The sequence below is a fragment of the Flaviflexus equikiangi genome (assembly GCF_014069875.1).
Taxonomy (GTDB): domain Bacteria; phylum Actinomycetota; class Actinomycetes; order Actinomycetales; family Actinomycetaceae; genus Flaviflexus; species Flaviflexus equikiangi.
This window is the reverse complement of record NZ_CP059676.1, coordinates 813469-828211: the sequence shown is the minus strand read 5'-3', so window position 1 is coordinate 828211 and position 14743 is coordinate 813469. Positions and strand designations below refer to the sequence as shown.

Sequence of the window (14743 nt, the reverse complement as noted above, 5' to 3'; positions counted from 1 at the left end):
TCACGGGTGTGTCGAGACTGGGCTACGTCGTCTGTGCCGCCTCGATCTTCACCATGCGCTCCTGCCACGGCCACCACACACGATTCCCGACATCGTGCACCAGTCCTGGGACGAGGAGCGTCCGGACGACAAACGTGTCGATGAGGATGCCCATGGCGACGATGATGGCGAGCTGGATCATGAAGAGCAGCGGGATGACGACGAGCGCCGCGAACGTCGCGGCCAGAACGAGCCCTGCCGAGGTGATGACACCTCCGGTCACGGCTACAGCGGTGACGATGCCGCGGCGTGTTCCGTGACGCAAGGATTCCTCCCGTGCTCTCGTCATGAGGAAGATCGTGTAATCGATCGATAGTGCGACAAGGAAGATAAAGGAATAGAGCGGGACGGAGGCGTCCGATCCCGGCCATCCCAACACGTTGTTGAAGAGGATTGCGGCGATGCCGAGCGTCGCTCCGAAGGAGAGGATGTTCGCCGCGAGGACAAGCAGGGGCGCGGTGATGGAGCGCAGAAGCACCATGAGCATGAGACCGACCACGACAAGGGTGACAGGGACAACCTTGAGCAGGTCCGACGTGCCCGTCTGCTGAGTGTCGAGGCGTGTCGCCGCATCACCTCCCACGAACACATCCATGCCGTCCACTGCCTCACGAATATCGCCGACCGTGTTCTGGGCCGCAATGTCTTCGGAGGGCGCCGATGTGGATGCGACGATGAGAACCTGACCATCGCTCACGAGTGGACCGCTCTCGCCCTCCGTGATCTCAGCCGTCGTCACACCATCGACTGCCAGTACTGTCTGGACGACATCGTCCGCGACATCGGCGGGAGCCAGAATGTTGACGGGTTGTGCGGCCGCCGTCTGCGGGAAGATCTGATACAGCAGCTCGAGACCGTTCTCCGATTCCGTCTCTCCCACGATCGTGTCGGTTGACGACAGGCCTTTCGCTTGGAAGGAAGGCACGAAGCCGACGAACGCGAGAAGGATTACCGCGGTCGTCATCCACACCCTGCGGTCGTTGCGCGCCACGAAGGCCGCCGAACGAGCCCACCAGCCATCGCGGCTCGCGTCGTTCGTGACGGCCACCTTCGCCGGCCAGAACATCACCCGGGCGTGCCTGCCAGGGAGCAGGAGGAGTGTGGGGAGCAGCGTCATGGCTGCCAGGACACAGAAGACGATCCCGATGATAGAGACGGGACCCAGGGATGCGGTGACGCGCAGGTCTGAGAGGAGGAGGCAGAACAGGCCCGCCGAGACGGTTGCCGCCGATGCGACAACGGGCTCCCAGGTTGCCCTGAGAGCCGCCTTCATCGCCTCGAACGGGGACTCCCGGAGCGCCAGCTCTTCCCGGTAGCGGGACACGATGAGGAGACAGTAGTCCGTCGTCGCGCCGATCACGAGGATGGAGAGGATGCCCTGCGTCTGTGCAGACAGCACCACGATCCCAGCATCAGCCAGCCAGAACACGACAAGGCCAGCCCCGCACAGCGCAAAGATCGCGGTCGTGAGAACGATGATGGGGAGGAGGAACGAACGATAGACGACGATGAGGATGACGAAGACGAGCACGACCGCGACGAGGAGAAGGACGAGGTCGATGCCCGCGAAGGCGTTGGCCAGGTCCGCCACGATCGCGCCCGGACCAGTCGTTGCCGCCTCCAGATTCCCCACCTCGGCCACCGTGTCGGCGACATATGCGCGGATCGCCTCGATCGATGTGGACTGGATTGGGTCCCCGTTGCCATCGAGTTCGCGCACCAGTGAGGAGTCGAGACTGATGGGCCACATGCCAGAGGCACCATCGTCGGCGGGAATGAAGGCCGATGCGGGGTTGTCCAGGTAGGCGCCCAGGCTCGTACCGTCCGGCATCGCCACCTCGGCAATGGCCTGAGCCCTCTGATTGAGGATTCCTATCTGCTGTTCGGTGAGCGGCTCACCGTCAGCCGTTGTGAAGACGACAAAGACAGGCAGTGATTGGGAGTCCGTGAAGTCTCCCACCCTTTCGGCCACGTACGTCGACTCAGCCGATTCCGGCAGGTAGAGGGCCTGATCGTTTTCCTGGACGGACGACAGCTGGCCCTGCGCCATGCCGCCCAACCCTCCGATCACGAGCCAGACGAGCAGGAGAATGACCCTCACAAAGGTCGGTGATTTCGTTCGCATCGTGCACCTTTCCACCTGAAATTCTATGTCTCCTTCTCGCCATCGTTTGGGACCTATCGTCAACCTGACGAGCTTTCACACCTATCCACACGCCTCCGGGAGGTGATGAGCGTAGGCTGGTGACACGCCCGCCACCGCATCAGGGGCTGGCACACCACAGGGTGAGGAGAGGCTCATGGATGCGATAGCGGCAACGGATCTCGTCCGAACGTTCGGCAGCACACGAGCCCTGGATGGCTTCTCGCTCCGCGTCAGCGAGGGCGAGGCACGAGGATTCCTCGGCCCCAACGGTTCGGGCAAGTCGACAACGATCAGGATCCTCCTCGGTCTCCTGAGGCAAGACTCGGGCACCGTTCGCGTTCTCGGAAGCGACCCCTGGCGGGATCCCCCTCATCATCGGATCGCCTACGTGCCCGGGGAGACTGCACTGTGGCCGAATCTCACGGGAGGGGAGGTCATCGACATCCTCACCCACCACCATCCCCATTCCCGCGCCCGCAGAGACGCCCTCGTGGAGCGCTTCGAACTCGATCCGACGAAGAAGACCCGAGCATATTCCAAGGGCAATCGGCAGAAGATCCCCCTCATCGCCGCATTGGCCGCTGACGTCGAGCTCTATGTCTTCGACGAGCCGACCTCGGGCCTCGACCCGCTCATGGAGGCAGTTTTCACGGACGAGGTCCGAGCTTTGACGGCGAAGGGCCGCACCATCCTTTTGTCGAGCCACATCCTCGCCGAGGTCGAGAAGCTGTGCAGCTCAGTCACCATCATCCGGTCCGGCACCGATGTGGAGACGGGAACCATCTCCGATCTGAGGCATCTCACGCGCTCGCGGGTCACGGCCACAGTCTCAGGGAATCCCGCCAGTCTCGACCATCCCGCGATTCACAATCTCGCCGTGGACGGCGCACGGATCGCTTTCGATTGCGAGGACGCACAGATCGGTTCCGTCATGCCGCTCCTCGCCGGGCTCGGGGTCCGGAACCTGACAGTCAATCCGCCCTCCCTCGAAGAGATGTTCCTCCAGCACTACGGGGATCCGACGGTGGGGCGATGAGAGTGCGCACCCTGGCCAGGTCACGGTATGCTGCGACACCATTCGTTCTGAGGCTCTACCTGCGGCTCGAACGCAGCTGGATTCTCGTCTGGGCCGTCTCTTTCCTCACGCTCATGTATCTCTCCGTCATCGCCATGGAACAGGCTTATCCGACACAGGAAGCACTGCAGGCACGAGCTGGCCTCATGTCGAACCCAGCGGCGATCATGATGACGGGGCCCGCCTTCGCACTCGACGATTACACGTTCGGGGCAATGCTTGCGAACGAACTGAGCCTCTGGACGTATATCCCCGCGGCGATCATGAGCATCCTGCTTGCGGTGCGACGAAGCCGCGGCGAGGAGGAGACAGGGCGCCTCGAGGTCCTGGCCGCCATGCCCCTCGGGCGGCATGCACCCGTGGCGGCGGCCGCCTTGACCGTCGCCATCGCCAATCTGATCGTCGCGGCCGCGATCACGCTGGCGGTCGCTTCGGTGGGCGTGGCGGATGCTCTTGCGTTCGGCATCTCGGCGGGCCTGACAGGGATCCTGTTCGGTGCGGTCGCCCTCTTGTGCGGGCAGATGACGGAGCATGCGAAGACGGCGAGCGGACTCGCCTTCGGGATCCTCGGTCTCGCGGTGATCGTCCGAGGCTTCGGAGATGTCATCGAACCGACTGGTTCATGGCTGTCGTGGTTCTCTCCGATCGCGTGGGCGCAGCAAACCAGGCTCTTCACTGATCTGCGCTGGTGGCCCCTCCTCTTCACGGTGTCAGCGACGGTCCTCATTGCTGGTTTGGCCATGGCGCTCAATGCGCGGCGTGATCTCGGAGCGGGTCTCCTCCCCACGCGCAGCGGCCCGGCCTCCGCGTCTGACTTCCTCGCGACACCGACAGGGCTTGCAGTCCGTCTGCTCTCGGGGACGTTTGTCGCGTGGAGTGCGGGATTGTTCGTCTTCGCTGTCGCATTCGGCAGCCTTGCGACATCGATCGACACGCTGCTGGCGGACAATCCTGCGATTGGGGAATGGGTGGCGATCAGCACGGATGATCTCACGCTGTCGTTTGCGTCCGTAATCGTCTCGCTTCTCGCACTCGGCCCACTCATCCTTGGCTGCTCCGCTATCCTGCAGCTGCGCCGCGACGAGCGCGAGGGACGACTCTCCGCCCTCCTGACCGCCGGGTTTTCTCGACTCCGCATCTACTCGGCATGGTCGGCGGTCTCCTCGGCGGGCGCAGCCCTGACGATGGTGGTCATGGGGGCTGGAACAGGTCTCGGGCTATTCCTCGTCACCGGCGACGCCTCGTGGATTGCCTCTCTCACATTCGCGTCTCTCGCCTACATACCTGCGATCGTCCTCGTGTGTGCACTTTCGGCGGCAGTTGCCGGAACCGCTGCGCCGCAGTCATTAGCTTGGTCACTGATCGCTTTCATCGCCCTCGAGGTCTATCTCGGTGATCTTCTCTCCCTGCCGGGATGGCTCCGGAACCTGTCACCGATCGCCCACACGCCGCTCGTCCCCTATGAAGCTCCCGCCGCCGCTCCCTTGACTGTCATGGCGGGATTGGCGATCGTCCTGGGTCTCCTCGGAGCTCTCTCCCTCTCCCGTAGAGACATCGACTAACCAAGGTCTCACGCTTGAACCCGTCGATTCAAGAGTGAAACCTTGAAGATAAGAGGGTCCGGCTCACGATCCGGCGATGCCGGCCCTGAGCCTTTCCCTATTGACGTAGGACACGGCCACGAGTGGAATATCGGCCGGACATACCTCCGCGCACTCTCCGTGCAGCGAACATGGTCCGAACATGAGGTCGGCCTCGTTCAGCATGGCCCTCGCCCGGCTGCCCCGCTCGGACGCAGGGATCGGCAGAGCGGACAGGTGGGCCAGCTTCGCGCCGAGATAGAGGTTCGCGGAGCCGTTCGGACACGCGGCGACACAGGCTCCGCAGCCGATGCAGGCAGCGAAGTCCAAGGCCTGTTCTGCCGTATCGAACGTAATACGGTCCGCATCTGCGTCAGGGGCAGTCCCCGCCGCCACGTGGACATGACCACCGGCCTGAAGCACCTCGGTCAGCGCACCGCGTTCGACCATGAGATCTCGAATGATCGGATACGGGCCTGCACGGAAGGGCTCGATGGTCACCGTCGCCCCGTCATCGAACGAGTTCAGCCGCTGGTGACAGGCTGGAGTCCTCTTGACGGGCCCGTGCGGACGCCCGTTGACGACAATCCCGCACGCACCGCAGATACCCTCACGACAATCGGATTCGAAGACGACCGGCTCACCCCCGGACGTCACCACCTCGTGGTTGTATCGATCGAGGAGTTCAAGGACTGACATGGAGGGCTCCACGCCGTCTACCTCCCGCGTGTCGAACCTTCCCTCCCCGAGCGGGCCGTCTTGACGCCAGACTCGTACTGTCAGTTTCATCGGTAATCCCTCACCTCAAGTGGAACGGCTTCGAAAGACAACGGTTCGACATGACGGGTGAACGTGGGAGTGTCGTCCCACGATCCCGTCTCCCAGGCGAGAATGGATGCCCATGTCGAATCATCGCGCTTAGCCTCACCCGTGTCGGAACGATACTCCTCACGGAAATGCGCGCCACAGGATTCTTCTCTCTCGAGAGCATCGACGCACATGAGCTCGGCCAGCTGCAGATAGTCTTCGACTCGGCCCGCGTACTCCAGCTCCTGGTTGACTCGATCGACAGGGCCCGCGATCAGAAGATCTCGCGCGAAGCGTTCGCGAATGTCTCGGATCGCGCCGATGGCATGCGTGAGTCCTTCTCGCGTCCGCGACACACCGCAGCCGCTGTACAGAACCTCCCCGAGTTCCCGGTGGAAGTCCCGCGGTGGGCGGGTTCCGCCGATCCCGAGGAGACGATCGAATCGCGCGTAAGCATCGGCCATAGTCTCGGTGACTGCAGGATCGTCAGGGTCGAGAAGCGGCTGACCGAGTTTCCCCGCGAGGTAATTGGGAACCGTATAGGGAATCGTGAACCAGCCGTCGACACACGCCGACAAGAGCGAGTTGGCTCCAAGCCGGTTCGCACCGTGGTAACCGAACCCTGCTTCCCCCGCGACGAACAATCCCGGGATCGACGTCATGAGCTGGTAGTCGGCCCACAGCCCTCCCATCGTGAAGTGCGCGCCGGGCGCGATCCTCATCGGCGACGTTGTCGGGTCCTCCCCCGTCGCATCGTGATACATGTGGAAAAGGTTGCCGTACCTCGACGCGATCGTCTCGAGACCGAGGCGTGCTATGGCATCACGGAAGTCAAGATAGACAGAGTTCTTCAGAGGACCGACACCAAACCCGCCATCGATCGCTTCCTTCGCCGCACGGGATGCGACATCGCGCGGCGTCAGGTTGCCGAATGCCGGATACTTGCGTTCCAGATAGTAGTCGCGCTCCTCTTCCGGGATCTCGTTGGGCGGCCTCACGTCCCCCGGCGTCGCGGGAACCCAGATGCGACCATCGTTGCGCAGCGATTCACTCATGAGGATCGTCTTCGACTGCCACTCGGACGAGATCGGGAGCGCGGTGGGATGGAACTGGACAAACGACGGCATCGCCATGTGTGCACCCCTGCGGTGCGCACGCCACGCCGCCGATGCGTTCGAGTTCTTCGCGAGAGTGGAACGGAAATAGATGTTTCCGTACCCGCCGGTCGCAAGGACGACAGCATGCGCCAGGAGAGGCTTCAGCTCGCCCGTGAGGAGATGACGCACGATCACACCGGATGCTTGACCATCCTTGACGATAAGGTCGACCATTTCGTGGCGAACATACTGTTTCACACGCCCCGCACGCACCTGGCGGGCCAGCTCCGACGCCGCGGCGACCTGGAGCTGCTGGCCCGTCTGCCCCCTTGTGTAATAGGTCCGCGACACCTGGACGCCGCCGAACGACCGCGTCGCCAAGGATCCGCCGTATTCTCTCGCAAACGGCGCTCCGACAGCATTCATGTGGTCGATGACTCGAGCTGATTCCTCAGCCAGGCGGAAGGCTTCGCTCTCACGCCCCCGAAAGTCACCGCCCTTCACCGTGTCAGTGACAAAACGGTGGATCGAATCATTATCAACTTTCTTCGCACGGGCCGCGTTGATGCCGCCCTGGGCCGCGACGGAATGCGCGCGCCGCGGAGCATCGTGGTACGTCACCGACGTCACGTCGTAGCCAAGATCCGCCAGTGTTGCGGCGGCACCCGCCCCGGCCAAGCCGGTTCCGACGACGATGATGGAGAACTTTCTCCGGTTCAGCGGTGAAACCAGCCGATAGTTATCGCGGGCCCGCTGCCACGCGGTATCCCGCGGCCCTGACGGTTCGTTGGGATCGAGAATACTGCCGGCCTTGACACCGGCCTTCGTACCCGGGGGTATGACGGCAGGAACCTCCTGCGGTGCCGAACGTGTCCGCGAACGTTTGAAGATCATGCCAAGACTCCTATCTGGACCGCGAGCGGGATCGACATGTTGATCGCCGCCACGGCGATGCCGACGATATAGGCGGCGATACGCCACACGGCCCGCGTCCGCCGGCCGGTCACCCCGAGGTCAGCGGCAACCAGCCACAGGCCGTGGATAAGGTGCGCCGCGAGCGCCAGCATCGAGAACGCGTAGATGACAGCAAACAGGGGCCTCGAGAATGAGTTGATGAGATTCTCGTAGGCGAAGGATTGCTCGGCCGTGGGGCTGAGAAACGTGCCGTTCATGTGACCAGTCGTGAGGTCGAGAATGTGGATGATGATGAACACCATGAGGACGAGGCCGGTGATCAGCATGAGCCGCGAGATGATCGAGCCGGCTCGGAGCAGCGGGGAGCGCTGCTTGCCTCGATGTTTCGCTCCTCTGTGGCGGATAAGGAGCGTTGACCAGATGTGGGCGATAATCGCACCTGCCATGACGAAGCGCACCACCCACAGGAGCGACATCTCCGGCAGCAGCGGATATCCCACGACTCTCAGCCAATGAGCGTACGAGTTGAACGACTCGGGCCCGGCATAGACCTTGATGTTGCCGATCATGTGGATCGAGACGAAGAGGGCGAGCAGGATGCCGGTCACTGCCGCGGTTGTCTTGAGGAACCATGTGGGTGGGCGAACCGGGGGTCTCACCTCCTGCGGCTTAGCCGGCAGGGGCGCCGATGGTGTGGAGACTCGCCCGCGCTCGAGAACTGCTGGGTCCACTCCCTCTATCGCGCCGATCCGGGGCAGGGACCTCGTGGACATTCTTCGATCATCATCGATCTGGGAAGACATCATCACTCCTAGGGTTATCACCAGTCTAGGAATGTGTCGCAGGTTATAGTCGGGACCAAAGAACGAGGTTTCCTTCACACAAGCGCTTTTGTCGACCTTCACCGCGGACGTGGCACGAGGCGCCATTTCTCTCGACGCAGGTTTCTCGCCTAAGATTAAGAGGTTGGCCCCTATAGCTCAGTTGGTTAGAGCAGTGGACTCATAATCCATAGGTCACAGGTTCGAGTCCTGTTGGGGGCACTGGGAAAAGTCCTGGTCGACGGCATGGCGGATACACTATCGGACACCCTATGCGCTGGCGAGGAATGTCGTATGCGCACCTTTGGTTCGAATGCTCCCCGTCCCGTCAGTGCCGTTGCTGTGGCTTATTGTTGGGGTATGGCCAATTCGATCGACGCCTATTTTCCTCGTGGCAACGTGCCCAACCTGAGGATCAAGAACATTGAGGCACCGCCGGCGGATGCTGCTCGCCCTGAGCCGGACGATATTGCTTCAGCGGTGGAACCGATCGTTGAGCTCGTCAAGGGCAAGAGGCTGGCCGTCGTGACGGGAGCGGGCGTCTCTACCGATTCGGGACTGCCTGATTATCGTTCTCCCGGGTCGCCGCGTCGCAATCCGATGACGATCCAACAGTTCATGGCTAGCGAGTCCTATCGGACCCACTATTGGGCACGGAACCATGTCGGATGGTCCAGGCCCTACCGGGCGGCGCCGAATGCGGGACACTACGCACTCGCCCACCTCGAACATCGGGGTATCGTCACCGGAGTCATCACTCAGAACGTTGACATGCTGCATTCCGCAGCGGGCTCCCGGCGAGTCGTTCACCTGCACGGACGAGGGGATCGTGTGGTGTGCACGCAGTGTGAGTATTCGATGGACCGCCAGGACCTGCACACGATTCTCACGGAACTCAACCCTGGCTGGTCGGAGCGTCACGTCGATGATGTCGAGATCGCTCCCGATGCAGATGCCGCTATCACCGATACGGCCGATTTCACGGTGGCAGACTGTCCGCGATGTGGGGGCATCCTCCGAACCGATGTCGTGTTCTTCGGCGGAAGGGTCAATCCAGCCGATATCGAGGAGGCTGGCCGAGTTGTCTCCGAGTCCGATGCTCTCCTCGTCGCGGGGAGTTCGCTCTCCGTCGCGTCTGCACTGCGGTTTGTGCGGCAGGCCAGCAGGGCAGACATGCCCATCGCGATCATCAATCGCGGGCCGACGAGGGCTGATGATGCGGCGTCGGTCCATGTCTATGCCGGCACGTCGCGAGCCCTTCCCTTTCTCGACCGGTTCCTCTAGCTACGCGCTCTTCCGCTCCTAAAACGGACACCCGATATGGGTGTCCAGCATGTGCGCACCGCCACAGCTGAGATGCGGCTTGTCGAGACGGAGACCACGCTCGATTGTCTCTTCGACCGCGTCATCCGGTCGTATGATCGAGCGGATCCCCATGGATAATGTGTGGTTGATACGCGAAGCCGGGAGGCATGACCATCATGCTCAGAATGTTCCAACGCTTTGTTGGCCTTGCCATCATTCTCATCGTCGTTCTCGCAGCAGCTCTTCTGTGGTGGGCCGTGTCGAGATCGGAGCCGCCGCATTTCTGGGAGCCTGCACGGGCCAGCCTCGGCGGCGTGTGGGATGTCCTGTACAGCACGGAGCTCCCTGCTCTTGACGTCATCGCATCGGCGTTTGCCATCGCCGTGTTCTTCATCGCTTTCGCCGTCGTGAGCGAACGTGTCGTGACCAGGCGATATCGCCGGGCGGGTGTTGAAGTCACGAAGCTCACGCTTGCACCGAAAGCCGTGATGGCTCGAACATTCGGCGAGTTCGCGGGAGAGGTGACCGTCACGGTTCTCATCCCCGCCCATAACGAAGAAACGACGCTTCCGGGCGCGCTGAGATCGCTGCGTGAGCAGACTCGCCGGCCCGATCGCATCATCGTCGTTGCCGACAACTGCACTGACGGAACAGTGCGGATTGCTCGTGAGCTCGGCGTGGAGGTCTTTGAGTCTGTCGATAACGCGTCGAAGAAGGCCGGAGCGCTCAATCAGATCCTCTCGACCCTCCTGCCCGGCATGGGAGATAACGACACTGTCATGGTCATGGACGCTGATAGCGAGATCGGGCGAGAGTATGTGGCGGAGGCAGTTCGCCGCTTCACGAACGATCGGGCGATGATGGCGGTGGGCGGGCTGTTCACGGGGGAACCCGGACACGGCCTCTTCGGCCAGTTCCAGCGCAACGAGTTCATCCGTTATCAGCGGGAGATCGAACGCCGGGATGGTCGTGTCTTCGTCCTCACGGGAACGGCGTCCGTGTTCCGCGCTTCCGCTCTGCGGGCAGTGGCTGAGGCTCGTGGCCGCCAGCTGCCGGGGCGGCACGGGGATGTCTACGACACGTTTGCTTTGACTGAAGACAATGAGCTGACGATCGCGATCAAGTCTCTCGGCGGCCTCATCATCTCGCCGCGCGAATGCACGGTCGTCACGGAACTGATGCCGACGTGGCGCATGCTCTGGGCGCAGCGTCTTCGCTGGCAACGGGGAGCGCTCGAGAACCTGGGTGCATACGGGGTGCAGCCTCAGACAATCAGATACTGGGCGCAGCAGGTCGGGATCGGGTACGGGGCTCTTGCGCTCTTCAGCTACTTCCTCCTCCTGTTCATCATGATCTTTGCCGTCGAGACATGGGTGTGGTTCCCGTTCTGGCTCGGAATCGGCGTGATCTTCGCGATCGAACGCACGGTAACCGTGTGGCGGGGCGGCTGGCAGGCACGAATCGTCGGGCTTCTCGTCTTTCCGGAACTCGTCTACGACAGCTTCATCAATCTCGCATTCCTCAAGGGCGTGCTTGACATGACGCTCGACCGCCAAGCCACCTGGAAGCATCTCGAGCACAACAAGGAGAAGATGGCATGACTGACCTCATCAGCACGGGGATTCTCCTCCCGGAGTCGATTCTCTTCACTCGCTGGTTCGACATTCTCGCGGCGTTCACCGCGATCAACACAATCATCTATGTCGTTCTCGCGGTCGTGAAGACCCTCCCCAGGTTGAGGCTGCCGAAGCGCAATCAGCGCAACCGCCGATCACAGACACGGAGCATCTACCCGGACGCTCCTGCCTGACACACCGGCTGCGGAGGGGATATTCTCTCAGGCTTCCTCGTAGGCCCGCTTCTGCTGTTCAAGCTGGATGAGCCTGGTGAAGAGCGCCACGTATTCATCGTCTTCCGGATTGGTGCGCTGCAGGCGGCCTCGGATTTCGCCGATCTGTCTTGTCACACCCAAGCGCAACAGGGACAGGATGATACCCCGCGCATAGTTCCACATCCCCTCGGGGTCAGTCTGGGGAATCGGAGCGACAGCGATCTGCGAGATAGCAGTGGCGACTTCGGGCTCCGCTTGGGCACACACCTGGTCGATAAACCAGGCGTTGGCCTTCCCCCCAGCATCCGCCACCCCGCGCGACGCAAACTCGTCGGCCTTCAGGGAGTAAGCGGCGACTCCACCCGCCGCCCGGATAGCGTCGTGGATGGACCGATGAACGGGCACGACGAATGTCTCGGAGGGGAGGTCATCGACCCCGGCCGCGCCAGCATAGTTCGGCATCTGCAAAATCACTTCGAGCGATTCGCGTTCAATGCGCTCGATCGGGTCTCGCAACTGGTTCCGAGGCGCGAGCTGGGCGGGTGTCTGCCGTGCCTGCCCCTGGGAGCCAGACGCGCCGCGCACGTAGCCGCGTACCGTGTCCTCATCCATTCCCAACCAGCCCGCAAGCTGGCGCGTATACTCGCCGCGCAGAACCCTGTCTCGAATTCCTGCCACCATGGGGGCTGCGGCTCGCAGTCCGGCGACACGCCCCTCTGCCGTGTCGAGGCGGGCACCCTTCAGCACTGAGCGGATAGCGAAGGCAAAGAGCGGCTCACGCGAATCAATGAGCGCCTTGACAGCCTCATCACCCTTCTCCAGCCACACATCCGCCGGATCCTTGCCGTCCTTCGCGACGGCGATAAAGGTCTGTGCCGCAAACGCCTGATCTTCTTCGTAGGCTCGCAGTGCGGCCTTTTGACCGGCCGCATCGCCATCGAAGGTGAAGATGATTTCCCCGCCAACAGACTGGCCGGTCGAGAGCATGACGCCCGCGGACGGTGACGCGGAGTCACCGATGAGTCGACGCACGATCTTCGTGTGCTCCGTGCCGAAGGCGGTGCCACACGTGGCAACAGCGGTTGTCACCCCGGCAATGTGAGCTGCCATGACGTCCGTATAGCCTTCGACGATAACAATCTGGCGCTCGGCCGCGATGTGCTTCTTCGCCAGGTCGAGACCGTAGAGCACCTTGGACTTCTGGTACAGCTGGGAGTCGGGAGTATTGAGATACTTCGGCTGTCCCTCTCCGAGGATCCTGGCACCGAAGCCGATCGTCTCACCCGTGATCGAATGGATGGGCCACATGAGCCGGCCGCGGAACCTGTCGTACATCCCGCGCGTACCGGTCGTGAACAGACCCGTTGCCGCGAGTTCCTTCTCGGTGAAACCCTTGGCGCGAAGATGCCGCAAAAGCTCATCCCACGAATCGGGAGAGTAGCCGACCTCGAACATGTCGATGACAGGCTGCTCGAAACCCCTCCGCGTGAGGAACTCCCGCGCGTGGGTGTTCTCGGCGAGACGCTGGCGGTAGAACTCGACCGCCTGAGTGTGTGCGTCGACGAGGCGCGCCCTCGTCACTCCCCTGTCTTCGCGGGGCCGAGCATCGTCGCGCAGCTCGACTCCGACTTTACGGGCAAGGAACTGGATGGCTTCGACGAACGGAATGTGCTCGATCTTCTCGATGAAGGAGAAGACGTCTCCGCCTTCCCCGCACCCGAAGCAGTGCCAGCGTCCGACAAGAGGACGAACATGGAAGGATGGGGATTTCTCGTCGTGGAACGGGCACAGCCCTTTCATCGAACCGGAACCTGCGTGCTTGAGCGACACGTAGTCTCCGACGATGTCTTCGATGCGGACGAGCTCGCGAACCTTGTCGATGTCCTCTCTCGGAATCACAGCGGGCTCCTCAGCATGCCGCACAGTCGAGCATGCCATGCCATCGCAGACTGATCCGTGAGCGCGGCAACCTGGTCGATGATGCTCCGAAGCTTCGACGCATCATCACCCGATCGGCGATAGGACTCCAGATACATCTCCTCCATCTCAGACGGGCGATCCCAGAGAGCATCAACAAGGTCGAACAGGACGGAGCGCTGTGACAGATATGTCGGTTCGAGCTCCCGCGGAGCCATGACGTACGTGACGGCTATGCCTTTCAGGAGGAGGATCTCGTCCGCGATGTCATCCGGAACGATCACCCCACCCGTGTAGCGTGCCGACTGGGGAGATGCGTCGGTGACGGCCGTGAGGAAACGGCCGATAAAGGTTGAGGTGAGGTCTTTCAGCCTCGCCAGGTCACGCTGGGAGCCCGAGTATGTGGGAGGGAAGAGCGGAAACAGCCGCTCGAAGGCCGCGCTGAGCCTGCCGCTGTCCCCGCCATACCATCCGACCGTGGCGGAGACGATCCTGTCACTGTCCGCGCGGAGGCTCTCGAGGCTGAAATGTTCGCGGACGACAGCGTCCTCGACGTCGTGGACGGAGTAGCCGATATCGTCGGCGAGATCCATCATCTGGGCCTCGACGCACTGCCCCTCGTTGCCGAGGCGCGCCCACTCGAAGACGTCGCGATCATCCTCATACACGTTGAACTTGCGCCGACCCTCCCCCGCACCCCACGGATACTTGATCGTCGCATCCACCGTGGCGCGCGTCAGGTTCATCCCTGCCGGGCGATCGTCGGGGAAGAACCGCTTCGGTTCGAGGCGGGTGATCAGACGGAGAGTCTGCGCATTGCCCTCGAAACCACCGATCGCTGTGGACACCTCCGCGAGTGCCCGCTCCCCGTTGTGTCCGAACGGAGGATGGCCGAGGTCGTGGCAGAGGCAGGCCGTCTCGACGAGGTCCTGGTCAGCTCCCATGTATTTGGCCAGGGAACGGCCGATCTGGGCGACTTCGAGCGTATGCGTCAATCGGGTGCGGATGAAGTCGTTGGACGCTGGGCCGAGCACCTGCGTCTTGGCGCCGAGACGTCGCAGGCCAGAGGAATGGAGGACCCGGGCCCGGTCGCGTTCGAAGGGTCCGCGGGCCTGGCTGTGGGCGCCTTCTGGTGCCCACCGTTCAACATCGATACTGACGTACTCCACAGCTCAAGCTTACCCCGCCGTAGCGGGGGCCAGATACCGGG

At 62.4% G+C, this 14743-nt stretch carries 11 protein-coding genes and 1 tRNA gene; 6 read left to right on the top strand and 6 right to left on the bottom strand.

Translation table 11 applies throughout. The annotated features are described in order from the left end of the window. Positions 1-22 precede the first annotated feature (22 nt). Positions 23-2164 carry an MMPL family transporter gene (locus tag H2O75_RS03960; RefSeq protein ID WP_182173956.1) on the bottom strand — a complete coding sequence of 714 codons (2142 nt, stop codon included), beginning with the start codon at positions 2162-2164 and terminating at the stop codon, positions 23-25. Positions 2165-2339: 175 nt separating this feature from the next. Between H2O75_RS03960 and H2O75_RS03955 the strand changes: the two genes are divergently transcribed. After that, positions 2340-3221, top strand: a complete 882-nt coding sequence (locus H2O75_RS03955) for an ABC transporter ATP-binding protein (protein WP_182173953.1) — start codon at positions 2340-2342, stop codon at positions 3219-3221. Beyond that, complete coding sequence (locus H2O75_RS03950; RefSeq protein ID WP_182173950.1) at positions 3218-4822, top strand: ABC transporter permease; 1605 nt, start codon at positions 3218-3220, stop codon at positions 4820-4822. The genes H2O75_RS03955 and H2O75_RS03950 overlap by 4 nt, the downstream gene beginning before the upstream one ends. A 63-nt stretch (positions 4823-4885) precedes the next feature. On the opposite strand, the gene H2O75_RS03945 is transcribed toward H2O75_RS03950, so the two are convergent. From H2O75_RS03945 to H2O75_RS03935, 3 genes are read right to left on the bottom strand one after another with little or no spacing between them, the layout of a single operon-like run. Next, the gene (locus H2O75_RS03945; protein ID WP_182173947.1) at positions 4886-5629 is read right to left on the bottom strand and encodes a succinate dehydrogenase/fumarate reductase iron-sulfur subunit; all 744 of its coding nucleotides are present in this window, start codon (positions 5627-5629) and stop codon (positions 4886-4888) included. Continuing rightward, positions 5626-7638: a fumarate reductase/succinate dehydrogenase flavoprotein subunit gene (locus tag H2O75_RS03940; protein ID WP_182173944.1), complete on the bottom strand. Its 2013-nt coding sequence runs from the start codon at positions 7636-7638 to the stop codon at positions 5626-5628. Before H2O75_RS03940 ends, H2O75_RS03945 begins: the two co-directional genes overlap by 4 nt. After that, positions 7635-8432 (bottom strand): succinate dehydrogenase cytochrome b subunit, encoded by a 798-nt coding sequence (locus H2O75_RS03935; protein ID WP_220462778.1) that lies wholly within the window; start codon positions 8430-8432, stop codon positions 7635-7637. Before H2O75_RS03935 ends, H2O75_RS03940 begins: the two co-directional genes overlap by 4 nt. Positions 8433-8628: 196 nt before the next feature. Here H2O75_RS03935 and H2O75_RS03930 point away from each other — a divergent pair. The 4 genes from H2O75_RS03930 (at position 8629) to H2O75_RS03915 (ending at position 11595) form a co-directional block, all read left to right on the top strand. Further along, positions 8629-8702, top strand: a tRNA-Ile gene (locus H2O75_RS03930). 138 nt (positions 8703-8840) lie between these two features. Then, a complete protein-coding gene (locus tag H2O75_RS03925) occupies positions 8841-9764 on the top strand; it encodes a Sir2 family NAD-dependent protein deacetylase (RefSeq protein ID WP_182173938.1) in 924 nt (307 codons plus the stop codon). A gap of 206 nt (positions 9765-9970) precedes the next feature. Next, entirely contained in the window at positions 9971-11386 is a 1416-nt protein-coding gene (locus H2O75_RS03920) for a glycosyltransferase family 2 protein (RefSeq protein WP_182174899.1), read from the top strand. Next, positions 11383-11595: a hypothetical protein gene (locus H2O75_RS03915; protein WP_220462777.1), complete on the top strand. Its 213-nt coding sequence runs from the start codon at positions 11383-11385 to the stop codon at positions 11593-11595. Before H2O75_RS03920 ends, H2O75_RS03915 begins: the two co-directional genes overlap by 4 nt. A 27-nt stretch (positions 11596-11622) precedes the next feature. Here the strand turns inward: H2O75_RS03915 and dnaG are convergent, their stop codons facing one another. Then, entirely contained in the window at positions 11623-13554 is a 1932-nt protein-coding gene (dnaG, locus tag H2O75_RS03910) for a DNA primase (RefSeq protein WP_182173935.1), read from the bottom strand. Further along, positions 13512-14702 (bottom strand): deoxyguanosinetriphosphate triphosphohydrolase, encoded by a 1191-nt coding sequence (locus tag H2O75_RS03905; protein ID WP_182173932.1) that lies wholly within the window; start codon positions 14700-14702, stop codon positions 13512-13514. Before H2O75_RS03905 ends, dnaG begins: the two co-directional genes overlap by 43 nt. Positions 14703-14743 lie beyond the last annotated feature (41 nt).

Excerpts from the sequence above, each read along its gene's own strand:
- H2O75_RS03925 (WP_182173938.1), top strand. The coding sequence starts at position 8,841 with ATGGCCAATTCGATCGACGCCTATTTTCCTCGTGGCAACGTGCCCAAC.
- H2O75_RS03920 (WP_182174899.1), top strand. The coding sequence starts at position 9,971 with ATGTTCCAACGCTTTGTTGGCCTTGCCATCATTCTCATCGTCGTTCTC.
- H2O75_RS03915 (WP_220462777.1), top strand. The coding sequence starts at position 11,383 with ATGACTGACCTCATCAGCACGGGGATTCTCCTCCCGGAGTCGATTCTC.
- H2O75_RS03950 (WP_182173950.1), top strand. The coding sequence starts at position 3,218 with ATGAGAGTGCGCACCCTGGCCAGGTCACGGTATGCTGCGACACCATTC.
- H2O75_RS03955 (WP_182173953.1), top strand. The coding sequence starts at position 2,340 with ATGGATGCGATAGCGGCAACGGATCTCGTCCGAACGTTCGGCAGCACA.
- dnaG (WP_182173935.1), bottom strand. The coding sequence starts at position 13,554 with ATGGCATGCTCGACTGTGCGGCATGCTGAGGAGCCCGCTGTGATTCCG.
- H2O75_RS03940 (WP_182173944.1), bottom strand. The coding sequence starts at position 7,638 with ATGATCTTCAAACGTTCGCGGACACGTTCGGCACCGCAGGAGGTTCCT.
- H2O75_RS03945 (WP_182173947.1), bottom strand. The coding sequence starts at position 5,629 with ATGAAACTGACAGTACGAGTCTGGCGTCAAGACGGCCCGCTCGGGGAG.
- H2O75_RS03960 (WP_182173956.1), bottom strand. The coding sequence starts at position 2,164 with ATGCGAACGAAATCACCGACCTTTGTGAGGGTCATTCTCCTGCTCGTC.
- H2O75_RS03935 (WP_220462778.1), bottom strand. The coding sequence starts at position 8,432 with ATGTCCACGAGGTCCCTGCCCCGGATCGGCGCGATAGAGGGAGTGGAC.